The organism is Lysinibacillus sp. NPDC097162 (genome assembly GCF_044762185.1).
GTDB lineage: Bacteria > Bacillota > Bacilli > Bacillales_A > Planococcaceae > Lysinibacillus.
The window spans coordinates 915,512-936,960 of record NZ_JBIWDT010000001.1 but is presented as its reverse complement, the minus strand read 5'-3'; the positions used below and the strand labels follow the sequence as shown (position 1 = coordinate 936,960).

Here is a 21,449-nt window from a genome sequence, read left to right as displayed (position 1 = left end):
TAATACAGCTGTTATGTAGCGCTTCTCGTCAAAACAATTAAATAATGATTGGCGATATTATTTTACAGTAAGGCTGAAAATTGTTTACAATCAGTCTAAAAAGGAGAAACAAATGCTTGAAAAACTAGAAAATCTTTTTCAAACAGCTTTTACGACTACATATAATGCGCAAGATAATAATCGATATTGGTTCCAAACAGAAGATGGCAGGAAATTTGGGATTAGCAAAACGGCCCTTTCCAATTCAGAACACAATCTATTAAAAACTTTATTCCTTCCCGTTGAGCATCTTACTATCGAACAAAATAATTCGAATATTCAGCAGAAGTGGTATGATTTTTTATTTAATGATGCAAAAGAGGTACCGTTTTTACAAGATGTAAAAACATTACGCTTTTTTTATTTCTATCTGAAACAACCAATTGATGATTTTAACAACTTTAAAGAAGCGATTACTGGTGGATTTCAGCAACCAATCATTTTAATGATCAATGACACACAAGGTATGATAATAGATGAAAAGCCACAAGTAGTTTTCGATCAAGAGTCTTTTAATCAGCTAAGTGACACATTCACTAGTGATTTTTTTGTTGAAATTTATAGTTATATCGGTCAACTACATCAAGCAAATTATTTATTGAAAGAAAAATTTGACCATGAATTCCAATGCTTTAACACAATTCATCGTTATGCAAATCGTAAAAAGACGATTACATTTTACGAAGCTTTTCCATTATTGATGATTCATTCACCATCGTTCGTAAAAAAAGATATACTGTCCGATCTTTTTGTAGAAAGTATTGAAGGGCAAGAAATGCTTCATACTATTCAAGTTTTTTTGCAATGTAATTTAAATGCTTCTTTAACTGCAAAAAAGCTCTATATCCATCGCAATAGCCTGCAATATCGATTGGACAAATTTATTGAAAACACTGGTATAGATATTCGGTCCTTTGCAAACGCTACTTTTGTTTCTCTTGCAATGATACTGTTGAAATCAGAAAATTATCAATAGTTGTACAATGTGCCCAAACATGTTTTGTGTAATGTATACGTATACATTTTACATATTTTTCTCTTATACTCTAAAAAAACACTTACATAAGGGAGATGGCGAAATTGGCTGAATTAAAATTACAACATATTTTTAAGATCTATGACAAAAATGTCACAGCAGTAAAGGATTTCAATCTTGATATTGAAGATAAGGAATTTATTGTATTCGTAGGTCCTTCAGGTTGTGGTAAATCTACTACATTACGTATGGTTGCTGGTCTAGAGGAAATCTCACAAGGAGATTTAATCATTGATGGAAAGCGAATGAATGATGTGGCGCCTAAAGATCGCGATATCGCCATGGTATTCCAAAACTATGCCTTATACCCACATATGAGCGTATTTGAAAATATGGCATTTGGCTTAAAGTTGCGCAAATTACCGAAAGATGAAATTAATCGCCGCGTGAACGAGGCAGCGCGTATCTTAGGGCTGGAAGAATACTTAAATCGTAAACCGAAAGCACTTTCAGGTGGTCAACGTCAACGTGTTGCATTAGGACGTGCCATCGTGCGTGATGCAAAAGTCTTTTTAATGGATGAGCCTTTATCAAACTTGGATGCGAAACTTCGCGTACAAATGCGAGCTGAAATTACAAAGCTTCATCAACGTTTACAAACGACAACAATATACGTTACACATGACCAAACAGAAGCCATGACAATGGCTACTCGCCTCGTTGTTATGAAAGATGGCATTATTCAACAAGTAGGTGCACCAAAAGAAGTGTATGAGCAACCGAATAATGTATTTGTCGGCGGCTTTATCGGCTCCCCTGCTATGAACTTCTTTACGGGTACACTTACAGATGGCAAATTCCACATTGGGAATACGTCCATTACTGTGCCACAAGAAAGAATGAAAGACTTACTTGCGCAAGGCTATAACAATAAAGAAGTTATTATGGGTATTCGTCCTGAAGATTTCCACGATGAACAAGCATTTATCGAATCAACTCCAGGTTCAAGAGTCGATGTAACAATTGAAGTAGCTGAATTAATGGGCGCAGAGATTATGCTCTATTCACAAATTGAAGGTCATCAATTTATTGCACGTGTAGATTCCAATGCCACTGCTAAACCAGGCCAAGTATTGCCACTGGCATTGGATATGAATAAAGTACACTTCTTCGATAAAGAAACTGAAGAACGTATTATTCCAGGTAATAGTGGACAAAACAAAGGCAACGAAGGCACTGAAAAGCCTGTTGTTGTTGGCTAAGATGGTAGCGAAGTTGGTGACTCCTGTTCATAACAGCACACAATGAAAGGCGGAGGCACTCTGCACAATAGCGAGGGTTATGGCTTACTGTGCTGAGCGGAAAACACCGCCGCAGCGGACATCAACGGTATAGAAAAAGTGTTAGATTGATTCAATCAATCTAACACTTTTTGATTAGTTGCACTCAATATAAATTGATTCATATCTGGGTTTTTAATTTTTGAATTTTTTCAATTTCGTAGCTATATTTAGTCAAATCAAGTTCTTTTACAAGAACAGTAAAAAAGACTTCAGCACGATTTAAAAAGATACCTAATAGCATTTTTTGTTCAAATTCTAACACATGGTCGTCGTTATCAAATAAAAATTGTACTTTTTTATTTTTTAATTGCTTTAATTGTATTTTAACTGGTTGATCAGGAAAATAACTTTTCCCAATGCCGTCCTCTAAGTAATCTTCAATCACATTGACAATATATCCCCATAGCTCAGGGAGATAGTCCCAATATCGAACACCTAAAATTTCTTTATTATAGCATTTAATCGATAACCCACCATCAAGCCTAAGAAGACCGTCTTCTTCTATATATTTATTTTGAGTGTTATTGATAAAAGAAACAAATTCATCCCAATTATCGTTTATGCTTATCGTATATTTATCAGGATTGTTGACTGCATCTTCCAAATCGTCGATAATTCTTTTTACAACAAATTCATTAATTGTTACTACTTCCATCATATATTCACCTCACATTAGTTTTTTGGATATAGTTGTCTAATATGCCCATCTTTAATCCCTAGTACGTATTTAACACCATCTACTTGTCCCTCTACTCTGAACATACCATTTGTTCCTTTTTTGGCTAATATCGTATTATTTTGTTTAGCTATATTTAAAGCAATACTTTTTACATCATCTACACTTAAATTTGGATTATAAAACGATTGATTTCCCCTTATTGACCCATCCCAATATTTCGGGTGATGTCGAGTTAACATATGTTCCATATCTGGTTTAGTTAATCTAAAAGTATGACTTCCTGCTCTAAACGTTGCAGTTTCAAAATTAGTCAAAGCATTTGAAACTTTAGATTTAGGTGCTTTTTTAAACACCTTAGAACCCCATCTAATTACATATTTCCCTCCACTTAATACAAGCCTTGCCACGAGTGGCAAAAATCGAGGTTTATTTCCATTAGATAAAATTTCTTCATTTACTTCTATAGGGATATTGTGCCATTCTACTTCTTCTTCTATCAATGAAACTTCTACATTATCCCAATCTATTTCTTCTAGACTATCGAATATTTCTGGTGCTTCAAATATAGATATTGAATTTTCTTCTTCTTCAATATCTACCCAATTTAAATTATCAACTTCAGTTGCTTGTGCAAAACCTGGAGTAACAACTGAAAACAAGAGAATAAACGATAAAAATACAAAAAAGAATTTTTTCATTTTAAATTCCTCCTTTGTTGATATGAATATTTAATAAAAATATTATACAAATAGCTATTATGTAATTACCTTTTTTTATAATTAGGCAATATCATAGAATTGGTATACCATTTATTTCTTAACGATCTTGATGGAATACTAGCAACCTTCAACCCAAGGCTTTAGGCATATTCAAAACTAAAATATTTATAAATATAAATAAATACAATAAGATAGGGGTTAATAAGAAATCCTTAAATACATATGCTATTAAATTCCCTTCTATAAAGGAACTATTATCGGCAAATACTTTTATTGCTTCAAGAATATTAGTAGATGCTGATAGAAGTGGTTTGAAACAATGATTGCTTGGCTATAAGTGATTTGAAAATACTTAACTCATTCAATAGCCGAAGAATCAATAAATCAAGCATTTTTTATGAAGTATATACAATTAAAATTTTCAGAAAATTATAATTGTAAATTCTTGCGGAAATTTTATCATATGTCATTAATATAGTCAATAAATAAAATATGTATCTCTTTAAAAAACTATATCAAATACCCATATTTAAGATTTCTTTCTCTTTTTAGAAATTTTTATATTATAACAACTGAATAATATACGCTTTACAGTTGCTGGATTATTTTGTAGGCTATCCATAATAGCACCAGAAAAAATGCTACAAGAACAAACAACCCGTATTCTCCATAAAATAATAAGAGGTGATTGTATGACGGACAAAGTAACTGCTTTTAAACAGGCTTTAGGTAATTATCCAACAGGTGTCACAGTTGTCACAGCTTACAATGATGTGAATGAACCGATTGGCTTAACGGTCAATTCCTTTGCATCTGTTTCCATAGATCCGCTCCTTATCCTATGGTCATTGGACAAAAAATCGCAGCTGCATCCACTTTTTAGTAATACGGACAAATTTGCGGTAAATATTTTAGCGAACGATCAAACACAATTATGTACGGTATTTTCAAGCAAAATCCCTGACCGATTTGCGCAAGTAAAATGGTCTAATTCTTTACATGGTTTGCCAATATTACATGATACTTTAGCTACGCTGCAATGCGAAACATATAAAAAAATCGATGCAGGAGACCATACGATTTTCATTGGTCATATTTTAGAAATTGATAATGCGCAGAAGGAGCCATTGCTTTATCATCGTAGGCATATTGGTCAAATCCCAACGAGTTTTTACGAATAATAAAAAAGTAGGTATTTCAAATTTTATTTTGAGATGCCTACTTTTTTTGTTTGTACGTTAATAATATTTTGCATTACGAACAATCTGCACATGCGTACAATATTGGAACATGAATCAAGTACATGAATGTTGCACATTAACTCAGGACACTATGTGGCGACAATAAGCTTAAAATTTGGTCCCGAGTTAATTTCTATGCTTCTTTTAAAGCTTTACTTTTTTTGAGGAAATCTTTGTTTTTCCAGTCGATTAATTTGGACAATAACTCCATCTTGAATTGTAATTTGCACTTCACCAAATTCTAAATTTTGAATAGCCTTCGCAATAACTTCTAATTTCTTATCATCAATCTTAGACAGTTGAGACATACGATACACCCCTTCTTTTTTTCATACTTTTGTGTATAAAAGAGATCCACGCATCAAGACGATTTGATGCCTCCCCTTATCTCTCAGATAACTTTGCTGGAGTTGGCACCGATTAACTCAGTTGCCGAGACTTCATTATGCCTCATTCCTCCAGACCTCTCGCGATAAGAGTTTACGTTTCTTGGAAATAATTCTATAATTCAGAAAACCTATTGTCAATACAAATATTATAAAACCTAGCTGAATACTATGCAATAGAGAGAAAAGTACATTTTTATTGCTCTAAATTTTCTTAAAATCCAATCTTAAGATCTTGAAAACATTAGTATGAATGTTCAAAACATAAAAAAGCTGTGCAGAATTATATATTCTACACAGCTGCTCTTTATTCGTTTTGTAAGTATTCCATTAACACTTTTGCCGTTTCTTGTTTACCAATGACTTTGATAGGTTGTCCTTGTGCAGGTACAATCCAATGTGGCTCTTGTCCGCCATATAAAGATTGTGAACTATTGGCAACCATCAACTGTGCATTGGCTGTTTCCATACGAAGACGTGCACGGGACAGTAAAAACTCCTCATCGTCCGTTGCCTCTAGCTTAAATCCTACTAAAGTGACATTTGGCTGCCAACCCTTTATTTGCCCTAACACTTTTGGTGCTTTTTTAAAGTGAATAACAGGGGGCTCGTCAGACGGCATCTTCCCTGCACCTTCCATTAAATTCCCCGATTGATCGTATACTTTATCAATGACCCAATCAGAGCCTGCAGCTGCCATAATAACGATGTCTACTTGTTCATTTTGTACGGCATGACGAACCTTGTCACTTAAATCTTCAATACCTTCAAAGCGTACTGTACGCATTTTATCTTGATTAATCGGTAATTGTGCAAAATAGCCATGCATATAGATGACGTCTGCACCTGCGGCTAGAGCTGCTTCAGCCAAATAACAGCCCATTGACCCCTTCGATAAATTCGTATGCCCTCGCACACGATCCCATTTTTCAAGTGTTCCCCCACTTGTAATGAGTACGGTTTTTCCTTGTAATGTCCCCACTCACACTCACCTTTTCTTTTCAAACTATCATTTTTGAAAAATAACAAATTAATAAGCAATCTACATGTTCTATTTTAACGTAAAAAGCTTAAATAACCTATTTCTTATTTTGTTCTTTTAGCCACACACTTAAAATTTCCGCAAACTTTTTCGTTACCGGTGAGGCTTGATGTTTCATGGCTAGACCTATCGTACGATAACCACCTTGCTTTAGTGGGATAGCCCTTAATGAGGACGGTAATCGGTTAATCACTAATCGAGGTAAAATAGTAATGCCTAAATGGTGTGAAATCATCGAAATAATCCCAACCTCCTCCGATAGCTCAAATCGAATATTCGGTTTAACATGGTACTGCTCTAAAATTACTTTTACATCATTAGTTCCTCGATACGATGTCATTATAAAAGGCATGTCTTCTAGTTCAGTAATATCAATTTCTGAACGATTATAGAGAGAGCTTTGATCAGAAACTATACATAAAAGAGGGTCTTGGACCAATTCGATAAATTGAAATTGCTCCGATTTTTGACCATTAAGAAAACCAGCATCAACTTCCCCACTTTGTAGCCACTGTTCAATTTCATAATAGTCCCCTTCACGTAACTCTACTTGTATACCTGGAAACTGATTGTCCATAATACGGATAATTTCTGGCATCCAGTTGGAAGAAATACTAGAAATAACACCTATTCGCAATTTCCCTCTGGTTACACCAAGAATATGGGCCGCTTCTTGTTGTAATAATTCGTCCGCATCAAGAACATTTCGCATAGCCCGAAGCATTGTTTGTCCCTCGCTCGTTAATGTCACACCTGTTCGACTTCGATGAATAAGGGCAAATCCACATTCTTTCTCTAAGCTGGAAACAGCATGACTAACTGCCGATTGGGTTAATCCAAGAGCGTCAGCCGCTTTCGTAAAGCTTGAAACTTCTGCAACTTTATTTAAAATCTCATATTTGACTAAACTCATTCACATTCCCTCATATATACATGAATTTTTTTAATACTAATCATTATAAACATTCGTTTTACTAATCACAATACAAGATATATAGTAAATTTTAGTATGAAACTGTTTTAGTACACAGAGATAGAAGGTGCATAATGAGTAATCAAGGGAAAGCAAATTTATTAATGGTCATAGTTACAATGTTTTGGGGATTGTCTTATACGTTTATGGTAATGGGACTTGAAACATTAGCTGTATTTAATGTGGTAGCGTTACGCTGTATCATCGCATTTTTGGCAGCAGGCATTATTTTTTATAAACGTATGATAAAGGTCAATTTCAAAACATTGAAATACGCAGCTATTCAAGGTTTTCTGTTATTCATTGTCTTTGCACTTAGCTTATTTGGATTAGAGACAACTTCTGTTTCAAATGCAGGATTTATTTTAAGCCTTACAGTAGTCTTAGTGCCCATTTTCAGTAGCTTTATCGAGAAAAAGTTGCCATCAAAAGCAGTAAGTTTTGCAATTATTTGCACGATGATTGGTATTACAGTATTAACTATTCAACATTCTTTTACATTTCAAATGGGCGATATATTAGTTGCAATCGCGGCATTATGTTATTCGATTTATTTACTGTTAAACGGTCATTTTACACGTAGCGTAGAATCGATTTCTTATGGTATTTACCAGCTCGGTTTTGCTGGAATTTATGCGCTTGTTTTAACACTACTTTTTGAAGCACCAACACTTCCGAATTCAACTACTTCATGGATTGCGATTTTAGGGCTTGGTATTATCTGTAGTGCATTTTGCTTCGTTGGCCAAACTGTTGCACAACAGTACACTTCTGCTACACATACAGGACTAATTTTCTCATTAGAACCTATTTTCGCAGCGATGTTTGCGATGATGTTCATCGGCGAAGGACTAACGGTAAAATTACTTATCGGTGGAAGCTTTATTTTAATTGGTAATCTTGTCGCTCAATTAGAGCAACTTCATGTTCTTCGATTTATGCGAAAACATGAACAAGAAAAAGTGATGCATTAATTATACGAAGACCCTGAAATGTAATTTCTCAGGGTCTTTTTTATTTAACGCTTCAACGGACACTGTAATAAAAAAACAGCAAAAAGTGAAATGGAGTGCATACCATTTCACTTTTCACTTGTTTGCAAGCTAGTTAAATCCTTTATAAATATCTTCTCATTTGTTCAGCTTCATTCATTTGCTCTTCAGCTTTTAGTCGCTCTTCGCGTTGTGCTGGTGTCTCATCAACGATAGATTGAGGTGGCGTTACATGTGTATCGAATGGGTCAAGTTGAGCGCGTTTTGAATCTGCAATCAGTGTAGATGTTGAAGGATTTACATTATCATGCTCCGCATATAATACGATGGCTCCTTCTTCAACAAGCTGAGCGTAATAAGCTGTTTGCCCCTCTGTCAGATCAAATCGTTTTAAACCTTCCGTAACAGCTGTTTCACCTGTAAACCATGATTTAATTTGGTCAAACCAGTTACCTGCCTCATGTGTTTTCACATCAACATTTGATTTTACATCATCAATTTCGTGTGCTTCTCTAGAAATAATATGAATTTCATCTGTGTTATAACCTTCCATGCGCATACATTTTAAAATATGAAACATCTCTTCTCTCGTATGTGCAACTTCAATTTTTGGGTTTTGTTCATTCATCATGTTCAATTCCTCCTAATTTTGTAAGGCTTACTATGTATGTACCCTGCTCCTTTCACAAAAAACCCTTTTTATGCATCCTTTATATAACTGTAATATTTGTCATATCATATTGTTTTCTGTTGCGTTTTTGTCTTATTTTATTAATCGGTATAAAAAAGCACTTGGAGCGATTAACTTTACTCCAAGTGCCAATATTCATTATGCATATTTTTTATCAAGAAAGGCTTTCAACATCCAAGTATGTTTTTCAAGGGATAAATACATACCATTTAATAAATCTTCAGTACGGTCATCCCCTTCCTCTGCTGCTAGCTGCATAGCATGATGAATAGCTTGCATTTGTTTTTCAAAGTCTGAAACAATCGTTGCTACCATTTCATCAGCAGTTTCTTTACCTGTCGCTTCTTCAACATGTGATAGCTCGAGATATTCTTTTAACGTAGCAATCGGCTCTCCACCTTTTGACAGTATACGCTCTGCCGTATCATCAAAGTTTATTGTAATTTCATTATATAATTCTTCAAATTTTGCATGGAGTGTAAAAAAGGCATTACCGGTTACATACCAATGATAGTTATGTAGTTTCGTATACAGTACTGACCAAGTTGCGACTAGTTTATTCAATTCCTTGTTTAAATCTTGTGGCATAATTACCCCTCCAAATTATTGTATTTTTATAGGTTTTAATATGCAATAAAATAACGAACCCTGTCAAGTAGACACATCAAATAAAATAAAAATAATAAATGAAGTAAATTTTCTTTTTTTAGAATATATGACAGTAAATATATTCCACTAACCGCACTTTATTGTACAATGGAATAAAACCGATCCAACTTAGGAGACTTTATGATTTATGAAGATTACATTAAACGAATTAGCCTATCATGATATGGAAAATTTATATGCATTTGAGCTTGAAAACCGAGCATATTTTGAAAAAATAGTGCCTAGTCGTGGCGAGGATTATTATGATTTTACTATTTTTAAAAAGAAAAACATAATGCTACTTGACGAACAAGCGCAAAAGCAATCCTATTTCTATTTAATTAAAAATGAACTCGGACATATCATTAGACGTATCAATTTAACCGATATCGATAAAAATCAACAGCTAGGTCATATCGGTTATAGAGTTGGCGAAAACCATATCGGTAAAGGCATTGCAAATATTGCATTAAAGTTGTTAATAGCAAATGTGAACACTCAAGGCATACGGCAAATTGCAGCGAAAACGACAACAAACAATATAGCCTCACAAAGAGTATTAGAGAAAAATGGCTTTACCTACACTGGCACTAGTAGTGAGGAGTTTACAATGCATGGACAAAATGTGAAGTTTGTTTATTATCGATGGGGCGATGTATAGGTAATTTTTAACGAGTAGGGTTATCCGAAAATATAACGCCTCATTTATTTTAATTTTAAAGATAGCCTCGACGCCCAAGATTATCGAAACATTTCTTTGATCTTTATTAGAAATAGAATCTGATTTACTTAAAATGTCAAGGTCAAAACGAATAAAATTATACACATTCCATACCTCATCACCAAGCTTTCATGAATATTTTAAAAAAGAATAAACCCCAAAAAGCTAGATTACCAGCATTTCGAGGCTTTAAATGGAGTAAGTTTTTATTTTGCATAACTACTAAAGGAAATACTTCAATTTTTATCATTTAATAGTTTCGCAATGGGACTTTCTTAAATTGAGATAACCTGTGTTATGCGATGGCCATAGCTTCCTCTACTAAAATCTCATTTAGTTGTAGTATATGTCAATTCTTTAACTATACTCGTCACAGTATTTAATGCCAACGTTGAACATTTTGGTCGACTATTAATAATTTTAGAACCAATAATCTCTTCTAAATATCCTTTATTATACTCGCTAATTTCTATTAACCCTTTTCCATTGATTTTTTCCAATAAGATTGAAGTACAAGCACGTGATAATGTACATCCTAATGCTTCGAACGAAAAAACTAATTTTTGATTCACATATTTATAATAAATTAAAACTACATCGTTACAACCTGGATTACTAGATTCAAATATAGCTGCATTTTCTAACTTACCATAATTTCGTGGTTTCCTAGCATGATCTAAAATTAAGTTTTGAATAAATCTATCATTTAAAATCAAATACTCCACCTACTTTTTGAGCAACTAATTGTAATCTTTTATAATCATTATTAAAACGAACATTGCTTAAAGTAAAATCTCCAAACAATTTTTGTACCACAAAATTACTATTTTCTAGTATTGCAATCATTTCAGAAATCGAATACATTCTTATGCTATGAGTTTGCTCTCTTTGTCCCTGTTTATCAATAACTTTCATGGAAGTATTTCTTCTACTATTGATATAATCGAATTGATGCGATATGACATAAGTTGTATCCTCTATTGTTACCCAATCTCTATATCTAAAATTTTTCAACATATTATCTCTATTGGGTATATCGATAATAAGAATACCATTTTCATTTAATAGCGAGTAAATTTTAGTGATTAATTTTTGATTTTCTAAATCTGAAAAATAGCCAAAAGAAGTTTGCATTAAGAGACAACAATCATATTTATTATTTGTCGTAAAATCTCTTGCATCACTAACTATATAATCAACATGACTTTCACTTGAACTTTCTGCAATTTTTATCGAATTTGGATCTATATCCAAACCGGTAACAATATAACCTTCTTCACTTAATCTATTTGCGTGTCTTCCAATTCCACAAAATAAATCTAATACAGTAGATGCGTTTGATTCTTCCAATATGGATTTAATGAAAGACAGCTCATTTTCTGTAATTTCTATTGATGAACAAGAATAATACACGAGATTCCAATAATCTTCATTAAAATAATCTTCATACCAATTTTCTTTTATCATGTCTACATTTAATTTAGGAAATGAACATACGATCGGTTGATTTGTCATTTTACTCAACCTTTCCTTTCAAGATAATTTATAGAAATCGCAATTGCTAGTATAGCACTTAAACTTAATAATAATTTAGGACTAAAATATATAATTAATATGGATGTCAGACTCGTAACTGTAATATTGCTAAGTCTCGCTATTGCATCTCCAGCTGTAATTGCCCTACCTATATACCTTGAATCAGTTAATGATTGACCAATTAAAGAAATACCTGTTCTGCATACAATCAATCCAATACCTATTAAAAAGCTCCCTAAAATTATTGAGTTTATATTTTCAAAAGTCCATAAAATGAAACCGGTTGCAAAAATCACACCAGAATAAATAAATAACTTTTCTAAACTATTCGAGATTATTTTTTTATTCTTCTTGATTACAAAGCCTCCAACTAATGCACCAGCTCCTTGAATCGTATTCACTAAACCTAGCAAAATGGGAAAAGTTAATGTGACATTGAAAATTGTTTGATTTACCATACTAGCTAAATATAAATAATTAACTATTACATAAATAGCTAAAGCGCTAGTTAAAAAGATTCTACTTATATTCAATTTTAATAGTGATTTATTTCTAAATAAATAAACCCACCCCGAACTTATTTTCTTCCAAAATGTTTCTAAACTAGAATCGCTAACTGGAGTATCTTTGGATATCTTCATTATAAAAAGAGCCGAAATTATAAAAGCTGTTATGTTTATTAAAAAGGATGTTCTTGGTGAAAAAAACACAATTAATATTCCTGCTATCGTTGGACCAATTAAACTGATTGAAGATAAATAGCTTTGAATAGTTGAAACTATTTCTAATCTATCGTCCTTTTCAAATTGAGATTGAATATACCCTTCTCTTGAAGGATGAAAAACAGAGTTGCAACAAGCAATAAGAAATACAATTATATATACAAACCAAAAAGTTTCATCTGAAATAAAAAACAGTGGGATAATTAATAAGGCACGAAGAATATCACAAATTAACATTAAATGTTTCCTAGGAAACTTATCTATAAACCAACTAGCCATTAATCCCATCACAAAAGTTGCTAAGGCACTAATTGAAATCAACCAGGCAGCTTGTATAGGCGAACCAGTAATTTGAAGAGTCAAAGATGCTAATGCAATTGTTAAAAATACTTCTCCGATTGATGCCGTAACTTGTGAATATATTATGTTTCTATTTCCGCATATTTTCCCTTCTATAAAACTTCACCACCATGTTTTTTACGATTTAATTAAATTAAGTTTTTCTAAAATTTTGCATAAATCACATAATCCAACATCTTTATACTCTCGATCAATAATCGTATACTCCGGTTGATATGAAGTAGAATAGGTTCCTGTGCAATTTTCACACTGCTTATATTCATTTGGTACCAAATGTTTTAATGTTGTTTTTTGAGAATTCAACAATTGAAGTCCTGCACCTGGTAGAATAGTTTCGATTGTGTCTGCGATTAAATAATATATATCTCTTGATAATGAGCCACGTTCAAATTCTGAAGGACTTTCTTGACGATTATGACTTGGCATTATTGCTTCCAAATACAACGTTAACTCCTTTTTTGAGATAGGCCATAGAGGATAAATAACATCAAAGTCTCCGAATCTCCGATTAAATGGGCCATTGAACGGAAACCCGACAAAAATACACTTAATTATTGTAGACATTAAATCTTCCTTCATTAATCCAAAGGAAAGTTTTCTAAACCCCTGTTCTCTAGCCCCTTTCTCAACGGCCGATCTCATAATAATATGTGTACCTGCAATTGAATAGGATTTATTGAAATCATATTTTAGAAGTTCGAGTACATCGTTAGGGTCCTTCTTTAATCTAAATTGCTCTCTTACTTGATTATTTGTAATAATATTGTGTTGAAAATTGAACTTTTCCGCAATTTCTTGAGCAAATCTCGACTCTTTTGGTTTCGAAAATGTAGTTACATGGAATGAACTCATTGTATACTCTGGTAGATAATTTCTATTTCGACTAAAAAAATAACCTAAGGATAAACTATCTCTACCCCCAGACATTGCTAGTGCAATTCTGTCATTATCTTCAATAATGTGATTCATTACTATTCCATCAACGAAAACTTTATCAAGATATGAAACAAACTCGCCTTTATTAAATGATGTTTGTGTGGACGTATAATCACCATCGTAATCATTGTGAAGGAATAGTCTTTTTGTGTAGTAAGCATGTTCAGTTACTTTAATTTTTCCTGAAACTAATTTTGTATCCCACAATCTTAGTAAAGATAATAAATCCGGAAGATGATAAGCTCTTACCATTTCCACAACATATTCACTATTTTCTTCTATTTTTTCTAGCCAATCGTCAATTATATTTCCATCCTTTTTTACAATTACAGCATCAATTGGAATGTGATTTTTATTTAAAAATGAAGAAATAGGTTCATTTATCACGCCATTAATTTTGAATTTTCTGTCTAATCTATCTTTAATTTCGATTGGTATTCGTCTAATAAAAGATGTTGTTCCAAAATTATTCACAACTTAAAACCTCCTCAATTGTAAAAGTAGCCTAAGTTTGAAAAAACTTAAACTACTTTTATAACATAGTGAGTTTTGGCAATACTATAAATGCATTACATGGTTTTCAGAAGAATTACAATTTGTTTCTTCATGCACCATTCTTAGTTCAAACATTTCCATTATTTCAACCAAAGCTAAAGCTTTCGTATTTGGTGAAACATATAGAACAGGAGAAATTACAGATTCTGAATTAGAGAACTCATTTATTTTTAAAACAGCTGTTGTACCCATACATATCACCCCCTTTCATAAACAATACGCGAATGTTCAATCATTAGGCGAAAATTAAATTCAAAATCATGCTCTACATATTAAAATTTAGGAAATAAATAAAGTTATATGAATTTGTAAAATTCAGAAATTTAAGTTCAAAAAAATCAATTCGAATTACAACTAATTCCTTACCTTCTTTACTTAAAATGTATTGGATTGATTGAATGAGTCGCGATTAAAAAATGTAAAAATTATGTATTTGCTTATATTTATTGATAGTACCTAAAATAATTTATTGGCATTATAACAGTTTCCATATTACAAGTCAATAAAAAATCAGAAAATTCCTTATTTTCATCAAAAATTTTGTATGGAGTGTAAAAAAGGCATTACCGGTTACATACCAATGATAGTTATGTAGTTTCGTATACAGTACTGACCAAGTTGCTACTAGTTTATTCAATTCCTTGTTTAAATCTTGTGGCATCATTACCCTTCCAAATTATAGTATTTTTAGGTTTTTAGTATGCAACAACTTAATAAAACCTGTCAAGTTTGGACAGATTAAATAGAATAAAAAATAAAAAAATTTTCTAGTTAAACTCCTAATACTCAATACACTATTAGTTTGGTGAATTTAATAAACAGAACGCCAAATAGTATTATTTTAAAATAGCGTCCTATTTTAGTGATGAAGAATTTGAAATGATTGGACATAATTTAAAATTGGTTTATTATAAATGGAGTGATTCGGAAGCAACTTTTATCGATTAACTTTCTGAAAATGATTTAGTTTAGTTTAGTTTTAATATTCAATAAATAAAAGATATTTTTAAACTAGTAAACCACCTATCAATTTTATTTGATCGGTGGCTACTGTTTTTAAGTTATCGAATTGACAAATCACTCAATATCAAATTTGTATAACTGCTTACTATATGGAATATGTTTAATAAACTTGCCTAATTCAATATTAAAATAGCTTTCAATATCTTCTTTAAGTTTTTTCTCTAAAACTAAAAATTCATTAACAATATAATCTAAGTCAAAAACATTATAAACATTAGATTTTGCCCAAATGGATTTTAACCTAGCTTTATTAGAAAAAGGTATCAAAGAAATAATCGCTCCATCTTTATAATCATCATACTCTACTGAATAATAATGGAAATCCAACCTTTCAATTTCTTTGATACGTTCTTTCCACACATACAGAGACTTATAAAATTCTAAAAAAGCTAGTTCTTCTTCAAAATATAACGCTTCATTAATTTTAATTTTAAAGATAGCCTCTACTCCCAAGATTAACGAAACATTTCTCTTATCTTTATTAGAAATGGCATCTGATTCACTTAAAAATTCATATTCAAATTTTATTTTACTGGAAATGCCGTCCATATATTACCATCATATCCTATCACTATTCTTATTTTTGTTTCACCTTTTGTACCTATTTTTTTATTAAGATTTACGTCAAACTTAAATGATAATTTATCATTATAATTTATTTCAAAATCTGAAACCGAGGCTTTCTGTAATGCTTCTTTTATCCAACCTTTGGCAGTTGTCTGACTGTTAGTATTAAATTTTGCCCAATTGCTAGTACTACTACTCAAATGTTTATTTTTAACAATGAAATTGGGCAATTTTTTTATTGCATTACTTAGAGCATATTTTCCAAAAGCACTTATAAGTGCTTCTCCATACTTTTTAATGGCCCCTCTTGCACCTTGTTGAATAACAATAGCTAAAACTGGAATTGCTGATGCATTTGCATCAATTGTATTCATTAAGAATACCTCTTCAGTATCTTTATCTACAAGAAGTGCTTTGAAATTTTCTCCTTCGATTTCCACAAAGATTAAATCATACTCTCTGTCTTTTCCATTTTCTTTTAAATTAACAAACATCTCACCAGAATCAATGTTTATATGCATATATGAATAAAAATCAAAATATTCTGAAATCAAATGCGAACTTATTCCAATTTCATTCATTGAAAACTCTTCTACTTGCATTTCAAAATTTTTATTGCTAATGCCCAAGTCGTCTTCGACATTGATACGATAAACAGACTTACTATCTTCTGAAGATATTTCATTAACACTATAGTCTATATCCAAATCAATTTTTCTCGCATTTGCTTCAATAGAAACATCACTAAAATTGCTCGCAAGACCCATCGCTGAATATGTTATATTAAATACTAAAGCTACAACTAATAATTGGATTAAACATTTTTTCATTTCCTTTCCTCCAAAATATTTTTATTAAGCGTCAATAGCCCTTTTCCATATCCTTTGTCATTTCCTACATTCACAATATAATTGCCTATAACATCTAACAAATCTTTTTTCTCTTCAATATTTTCTTGTTTTAATATCGAAGCAATTATTCCAGTTGCATAGGCAGTCGCAAAAGAAGTTCCTGAAAACAACTCATAATCCCCATCTTTATTTGTTGATAAAATATCAACACCAGGAGCTGAATAATCCACTTTATCAATAGCAGAATATGAATCAATCTTTAAGTTTTCATCTAATGATGCTATAGAAAGTACCCCATCATATTTAGCCGGATAGTCAACTGAAATCCCCATAGTATTCCCTGCTGCAGCAATAATTATAATCCCACTTTTTATAGCCTCTTTTCACCTTTAATTTCCCACTGTGTCTACTCATCATCTAATATATTTTCCTTAGACCTTTTCATGGCAGCCTTCATTTGATTTTCACTACTTATTAATTGAAAGCTTACTTGCTTCATTAATCGCAAAATCCGTTTATGATTAAATTGTTTATTAAATTTCTGGTTCATATGCTGCTGCATTTTGCGATAGCCATAGTTCACTTGTCCCTTTTCATGTAGCTCACTTATTTCTTTTAAAATCTCGTCATTTTCCTGTTGTCTTATCGTTGGTACACGCGTTGTCCATTTGTAGTACGATGAGCGTGATATTCCCGCGAATTCGCAGAGGAGAGAAATAGAGAACTTATTATGAAGATGTAATGCTTGTATTGCCATATATTTATCTATGACATTATCCGCCTCCCCTCGAGCTCCTCTAGCTTTTTTAACAATGCATTTTCTGTACGTAGTCGCTCATTTTCATGTTCAAGTTGTTTAATTTCTACCTTGAATTTCTCTTCTGTTGTTCGCTCATGTTCTTCTTTATTTCGCCCACGTTTATCTTTCAGCGATTGTTCGTCACCCGCCTCATATTTTTTTACCCACTGGTAAACTTGTTGGTACGATACTTGATACGTATTTGCTGTTAGTTGATAATTGTTGTCGTTCTTTAAACAAAATAAAACAATTTGAATTCGTTCATCTAAGGTCGTTTTTCTTCCCTTTGGCATAAGTGCTTTCCTTCCAGTTTATCCGTCATTTTTTCTATTATCATTGTTAATGGAATGAACGAGAACAACATATTCATTAATGCTTAAAATATAAAAAATACCCCCTTCATCACTTTGAAGGGGGTATTTTCACTCTGTTTTGTCTCTATTCAAATGTTCCATTTCTTCCATGCTTTCTTCAGCCTTTAAGCGATTTTCCCGCTGCTGAGGTGTCTCGACGTTATCTATCGTATCAATAAATGGTTCGGGTGCTGTCATTCGAGGCTCAAGAGGATCATGACGATATGGGTTTCCCTCTTGGTCGACCGCTATTTCTAACGGACCGTCCGTATCTGCCTTCTCAGCAAATATAACAATGGAGCCATGTTCAACAAGCTGTGCATAATAGGCTGTTTGCCCATCAGTTAAATGAAAACGCTTGATGCCTTCCTTTATCGCCGATTCACCTGTAAACCATGATTTAAATTGATCTACCCAATTACCTGCCTCATGTGTTTTCACATCGGTTTCCCATTTAATGTCTTCAAATGGAGTAGAGTCTTTGGCAATAATGTGAATATCATTTGTTTGATAGCCTTGACTATGCATATTTGTTAATATTGCTAGCATTTCCTCTTTCGAGTGTGCCACTTCAATATGTGGATTTTGTTCAATCATGCTGTTTATGTCCTCCTAATTTTTATGGCCCACTCAAGACACGTTCGTATCAGAGGAATTGCCTTTACCTATTTCTTTTTAATCGCTTAGTGTACTCGCTTCATGACTACTCGTTAAGATATGCCTTTAACATCCAAGCATGTTTCTCAAGTGACTGATACATCGCATTTAGTAAGTCTTCTGTACGATCGTCTCCCTCTTCAGCCGCCAACTCCATTGCGGAATTTAAAGCCTTCATGAGCGTTTGGAAATCTGAAATCGTTGTTGCGACCATCTCTTCTGTCGTTTCTTTACCAGTTGCTTCTTCGATATAAGAAAGCTCAAGATGTTCTTTTAAAGTGGCAACTGGTTTTCCTTCTTTTGAAAGAATACGCTCTGCAATTTCATCTAAATTTAATGTTGTTTCATTATATAACTCTTCAAATTTTGCATGGAGTGTGAAAAAGGAACTGCCCGTTACATACCAATGGTAGTTATGCAATTTTGTATACAGTACAGACCATGTTGCTACTAGCTTGTTCAATTGTTTGTTTAAATTTTGTGTCATAATATCTCCTCCAATAATTCATATACTAGCCTTTAGTATGCGTTATATTGTGTATTGGCTATACCTCATATTTTCCCTACTGACACATTTTCAAACATCTAATTGCATAGTTAACAATTATTATTTATAGTTGAAGTCTTCTTTGAACGTTCAATCGCAAAAAAGAGCTATTAATATTGCAAACTTCTTTCTATAATTATTTCACTTTTCGAAATAGTTTCGTTATAATGGTATCACTTACGTTAAAAGGGGTGTTCTTACATGGAAGTATTACCATTACGAAAAGATGTTGCAGTTGAGGAAACTTGGAATTTACTAGATTTACTTGAAAATGATGCTGATTTTGAACCTGCTTTAGCTCAGTTTGTTAAGGAGGCAGTAAAATTCGAAAGCACATACAAAGGTACAATTACTGATGCTCAAAAAGTAATTGATGTACTTACAGCTTATGAAGCATTACAAGTAGGCATTGTCCCAATCGGAACGTATGCAAGCTTAAATATCCAGGCTGATCGTACGGACGAAGTTGCACAAATGCGTGCAGCAAAATTTGGTACCGCAGTTGGTAAAATTAGCAGTTCCATCGCATTTGTACACAGTGAATTGCTTGCGTTGGATAAAGCCATTTTAGAGGAAGCTGCAGCATCAAGCCCGCTTTATAAGCGCTATATTACAGAGCTATTAAAGCAAAAGCCTCATCAATTACATCCAGAAGTAGAAAAAACGCTCGCTGCATTAAGCTCTACGTTTGAAGCGCCATATGAAATCTATAACACGACAAAGCTCGTAGATATGCATTTTGGCGAGTTTGAGGCAAATGGTAAGAAGCATCCGCTAAGCTACGTATTATTCGAAAATGATTGGGAGCTTGAAACCGATACAACTATTCGCCATGCAGCTTTTAATGCATTTTCTAACAAACTTCGTGAGTATCAGCATACAACGGCAAAAGTGTATAACACACATATTCAGCAAGAGAAAACAATCGCTGATTTACGGGGCTTCGACTCTGTCATTGACTATTTATTGTTTGACCAAGATGTAGATCGTTCACTTTATAATCGTCAAATTGACCTTATTACGAAAGAGCTTGCCCCACATATGCGTCGTTATGCAAAACTTGTGCAAAAAGCGCATGGATTAGAAGAAATGACGTTTGCTGATTTAAAAATAGCACTTGATCCTAGCTATGATCCAAAGTTAACAATGGCAGAAGCAAAAGATTATGTTGAAAAATCATTGGCTGTTATGGGTAAAGATTATGAGCAAATGATTGAAAGAGCGTTCAACGAGCGCTGGATTGATTACGCACCAAATAAGGGTAAATCTACTGGTGCATTTTGTTCAAGTCCGTACGGCAGTCATCCATACATTTTAATGTCATGGAATGAACGCATGAATGAAGTATTTACGCTTATCCATGAGCTGGGTCACGCAGGCCATTTTGTTAATGCACATGGACATCAATCTTATTTAAATAGTCGCCCATCTCTCTACTTTATTGAGGCTCCGTCTACAATGAATGAGATGCTTCTAGCAAACTATTTACTGACACATAATGACGATAAACGTTTCAAACGTTGGGTCATTTCAAACATCGTATCGAAAACGTATTATCATAACTTCGTTACACATTTATTAGAAGCAGCATATCAGCGTAAAGTATATGAATTAGTAGACGCAGGTGAATCTGTTAATGCAACTGTATTAAACCAATTAAAACGTACGGTTTTAGAAGAATTCTGGGGAGATACTGTTAACATTGCAGAAGGTGCAGAGCTTACTTGGATGCGTCAGCCTCATTACTATATGGGCTTATACCCGTACACATATAGTGCTGGCTTAACAATCTCTACACAAGTATCGCAACGTATTTTAAAAGAAGGTAGTACTGCAGTAGACGAATGGCTAACTGTCCTTCAAGCGGGTGGCACAAAATCACCTGTAAAGCTTGCCCAAATGGCAGGCGTTGATGTGACGACAGATCAACCGCTTCGTGAGACGATTGCTTACATTGGTCATTTAATCGATGAACTAGAAAGCCTAACAGAAGAGATTGAAGCTTAATAGAAGCTATTCTTTTTCTTAACTTTTTAACGTTACCATCTACGCACTCTTCTAGGGCGTAGATGGTTTTCATTTTTTTAGTTCTA

General features: G+C 33.1%; 25 protein-coding genes, 1 pseudogene and 1 riboswitch. Of the genes and pseudogenes, 6 read left to right on the top strand and 20 right to left on the bottom strand.

Annotated elements, in window-relative coordinates; all coding sequences use genetic code 11:
- Window positions 1-112 precede the first annotated feature (112 nt).
- Both ACIQXW_RS04565 and ACIQXW_RS04560 read left to right on the top strand, forming a co-directional pair.
- Window positions 113-1,015 carry a PucR family transcriptional regulator gene (locus ACIQXW_RS04565; protein WP_402760122.1) on the top strand — a complete coding sequence of 301 codons (903 nt, stop codon included), beginning with the start codon at window positions 113-115 and terminating at the stop codon, window positions 1,013-1,015.
- 104 nt (window positions 1,016-1,119) lie between these two features.
- Window positions 1,120-2,277, top strand: coding sequence for an ABC transporter ATP-binding protein (locus ACIQXW_RS04560; protein WP_402760120.1), 1,158 nt, complete (start codon window positions 1,120-1,122; stop codon window positions 2,275-2,277).
- Window positions 2,278-2,476: 199 nt separating this feature from the next.
- Here ACIQXW_RS04560 and ACIQXW_RS04555 read toward each other — a convergent pair whose 3' ends face one another.
- Together ACIQXW_RS04555 and ACIQXW_RS04550 are read right to left on the bottom strand one after the other, a co-directional pair.
- Window positions 2,477-3,016, bottom strand: a complete 540-nt coding sequence (locus ACIQXW_RS04555) for a hypothetical protein (RefSeq protein WP_340824908.1) — start codon at window positions 3,014-3,016, stop codon at window positions 2,477-2,479.
- A 14-nt stretch (window positions 3,017-3,030) separates the two neighbouring features.
- Window positions 3,031-3,735 (bottom strand): hypothetical protein, encoded by a 705-nt coding sequence (locus ACIQXW_RS04550; protein ID WP_402760118.1) that lies wholly within the window; start codon window positions 3,733-3,735, stop codon window positions 3,031-3,033.
- 713 nt (window positions 3,736-4,448) lie between these two features.
- Between ACIQXW_RS04550 and ACIQXW_RS04545 the strand changes: the two genes are divergently transcribed.
- The gene (locus ACIQXW_RS04545; RefSeq protein WP_401018534.1) at window positions 4,449-4,937 is read left to right on the top strand and encodes a flavin reductase family protein; all 489 of its coding nucleotides are present in this window, start codon (window positions 4,449-4,451) and stop codon (window positions 4,935-4,937) included.
- A 212-nt stretch (window positions 4,938-5,149) separates the two neighbouring features.
- Here the strand turns inward: ACIQXW_RS04545 and ACIQXW_RS04540 are convergent, their stop codons facing one another.
- The 3 genes from ACIQXW_RS04540 to ACIQXW_RS04530 form a co-directional block, all read right to left on the bottom strand.
- On the bottom strand, window positions 5,150-5,305 hold the full coding sequence (locus ACIQXW_RS04540) for a YezD family protein (RefSeq protein ID WP_080653350.1): 156 nt from the start codon (window positions 5,303-5,305) through the stop codon (window positions 5,150-5,152).
- A gap of 73 nt (window positions 5,306-5,378) precedes the next feature.
- Window positions 5,379-5,476, bottom strand: a riboswitch (SAM riboswitch).
- Window positions 5,477-5,690: 214 nt separating this feature from the next.
- The gene (locus tag ACIQXW_RS04535; RefSeq protein WP_402760115.1) at window positions 5,691-6,365 is read right to left on the bottom strand and encodes a phosphopantothenoylcysteine decarboxylase domain-containing protein; all 675 of its coding nucleotides are present in this window, start codon (window positions 6,363-6,365) and stop codon (window positions 5,691-5,693) included.
- 97 nt (window positions 6,366-6,462) lie between these two features.
- Window positions 6,463-7,338 carry a LysR family transcriptional regulator gene (locus ACIQXW_RS04530; RefSeq protein ID WP_340824911.1) on the bottom strand — a complete coding sequence of 292 codons (876 nt, stop codon included), beginning with the start codon at window positions 7,336-7,338 and terminating at the stop codon, window positions 6,463-6,465.
- A 134-nt stretch (window positions 7,339-7,472) separates the two neighbouring features.
- Between ACIQXW_RS04530 and ACIQXW_RS04525 the strand changes: the two genes are divergently transcribed.
- On the top strand, window positions 7,473-8,372 hold the full coding sequence (locus ACIQXW_RS04525) for a DMT family transporter (protein WP_402760113.1): 900 nt from the start codon (window positions 7,473-7,475) through the stop codon (window positions 8,370-8,372).
- 142 nt (window positions 8,373-8,514) lie between these two features.
- Here the strand turns inward: ACIQXW_RS04525 and ACIQXW_RS04520 are convergent, their stop codons facing one another.
- Together ACIQXW_RS04520 and ACIQXW_RS04515 are read right to left on the bottom strand one after the other, a co-directional pair.
- Window positions 8,515-9,021, bottom strand: a complete 507-nt coding sequence (locus tag ACIQXW_RS04520) for a general stress protein (protein ID WP_340824913.1) — start codon at window positions 9,019-9,021, stop codon at window positions 8,515-8,517.
- Between the two features lie 198 nt (window positions 9,022-9,219).
- Window positions 9,220-9,669, bottom strand: a complete 450-nt coding sequence (locus ACIQXW_RS04515) for a Dps family protein (protein WP_340824915.1) — start codon at window positions 9,667-9,669, stop codon at window positions 9,220-9,222.
- 208 nt (window positions 9,670-9,877) lie between these two features.
- Between ACIQXW_RS04515 and ACIQXW_RS04510 the strand changes: the two genes are divergently transcribed.
- Complete coding sequence (locus ACIQXW_RS04510) at window positions 9,878-10,390, top strand: GNAT family N-acetyltransferase (RefSeq protein ID WP_402760111.1); 513 nt, start codon at window positions 9,878-9,880, stop codon at window positions 10,388-10,390.
- Between the two features lie 389 nt (window positions 10,391-10,779).
- Here the strand turns inward: ACIQXW_RS04510 and ACIQXW_RS04505 are convergent, their stop codons facing one another.
- The 13 genes and pseudogenes from ACIQXW_RS04505 to ACIQXW_RS04445 all read right to left on the bottom strand — a co-directional run bounded on the left by ACIQXW_RS04505 (window position 10,780) and on the right by ACIQXW_RS04445 (window position 19,296).
- Window positions 10,780-11,166: an iron-sulfur cluster assembly scaffold protein gene (locus ACIQXW_RS04505; protein ID WP_402760109.1), complete on the bottom strand. Its 387-nt coding sequence runs from the start codon at window positions 11,164-11,166 to the stop codon at window positions 10,780-10,782.
- Window positions 11,153-11,965: a class I SAM-dependent methyltransferase gene (locus ACIQXW_RS04500; protein WP_402760108.1), complete on the bottom strand. Its 813-nt coding sequence runs from the start codon at window positions 11,963-11,965 to the stop codon at window positions 11,153-11,155. The genes ACIQXW_RS04505 and ACIQXW_RS04500 overlap by 14 nt, the downstream gene beginning before the upstream one ends.
- Window positions 11,966-11,970: 5 nt before the next feature.
- Window positions 11,971-13,131: an MFS transporter gene (locus tag ACIQXW_RS04495; RefSeq protein WP_402762439.1), complete on the bottom strand. Its 1,161-nt coding sequence runs from the start codon at window positions 13,129-13,131 to the stop codon at window positions 11,971-11,973.
- A 54-nt stretch (window positions 13,132-13,185) separates the two neighbouring features.
- Complete coding sequence (locus ACIQXW_RS04490; protein ID WP_402760107.1) at window positions 13,186-14,478, bottom strand: tRNA lysidine(34) synthetase; 1,293 nt, start codon at window positions 14,476-14,478, stop codon at window positions 13,186-13,188.
- An 84-nt stretch (window positions 14,479-14,562) separates the two neighbouring features.
- On the bottom strand, window positions 14,563-14,751 hold the full coding sequence (locus ACIQXW_RS04485) for a hypothetical protein (protein ID WP_402760105.1): 189 nt from the start codon (window positions 14,749-14,751) through the stop codon (window positions 14,563-14,565).
- Window positions 14,752-15,094: 343 nt separating this feature from the next.
- A pseudogene (locus tag ACIQXW_RS04480) lies at window positions 15,095-15,220 on the bottom strand (ferritin-like domain-containing protein); the annotation flags it as partial.
- Between the two features lie 416 nt (window positions 15,221-15,636).
- On the bottom strand, window positions 15,637-16,131 hold the full coding sequence (locus tag ACIQXW_RS04475) for a DUF7878 domain-containing protein (RefSeq protein ID WP_172771045.1): 495 nt from the start codon (window positions 16,129-16,131) through the stop codon (window positions 15,637-15,639).
- Window positions 16,107-16,979 carry an SAR2788 family putative toxin gene (locus tag ACIQXW_RS04470; protein WP_402760102.1) on the bottom strand — a complete coding sequence of 291 codons (873 nt, stop codon included), beginning with the start codon at window positions 16,977-16,979 and terminating at the stop codon, window positions 16,107-16,109. The genes ACIQXW_RS04475 and ACIQXW_RS04470 overlap by 25 nt, the downstream gene beginning before the upstream one ends.
- Window positions 16,976-17,374, bottom strand: coding sequence for a S8 family peptidase (locus tag ACIQXW_RS04465; protein WP_402762437.1), 399 nt, complete (start codon window positions 17,372-17,374; stop codon window positions 16,976-16,978). Before ACIQXW_RS04465 ends, ACIQXW_RS04470 begins: the two co-directional genes overlap by 4 nt.
- 32 nt (window positions 17,375-17,406) lie before the next feature.
- Window positions 17,407-17,757: an IS3 family transposase gene (locus ACIQXW_RS04460; RefSeq protein ID WP_340824919.1), complete on the bottom strand. Its 351-nt coding sequence runs from the start codon at window positions 17,755-17,757 to the stop codon at window positions 17,407-17,409.
- A gap of 8 nt (window positions 17,758-17,765) precedes the next feature.
- Window positions 17,766-18,092, bottom strand: a complete 327-nt coding sequence (locus tag ACIQXW_RS04455) for a helix-turn-helix domain-containing protein (protein ID WP_340824921.1) — start codon at window positions 18,090-18,092, stop codon at window positions 17,766-17,768.
- Between the two features lie 129 nt (window positions 18,093-18,221).
- Window positions 18,222-18,749: a general stress protein gene (locus tag ACIQXW_RS04450; RefSeq protein WP_340824922.1), complete on the bottom strand. Its 528-nt coding sequence runs from the start codon at window positions 18,747-18,749 to the stop codon at window positions 18,222-18,224.
- A gap of 106 nt (window positions 18,750-18,855) precedes the next feature.
- Window positions 18,856-19,296, bottom strand: coding sequence for a Dps family protein (locus ACIQXW_RS04445; protein WP_340824923.1), 441 nt, complete (start codon window positions 19,294-19,296; stop codon window positions 18,856-18,858).
- A gap of 261 nt (window positions 19,297-19,557) precedes the next feature.
- Between ACIQXW_RS04445 and pepF the strand changes: the two genes are divergently transcribed.
- On the top strand, window positions 19,558-21,363 hold the full coding sequence (gene pepF, locus ACIQXW_RS04440; RefSeq protein WP_402760099.1) for an oligoendopeptidase F: 1,806 nt from the start codon (window positions 19,558-19,560) through the stop codon (window positions 21,361-21,363).
- Window positions 21,364-21,449 lie beyond the last annotated feature (86 nt).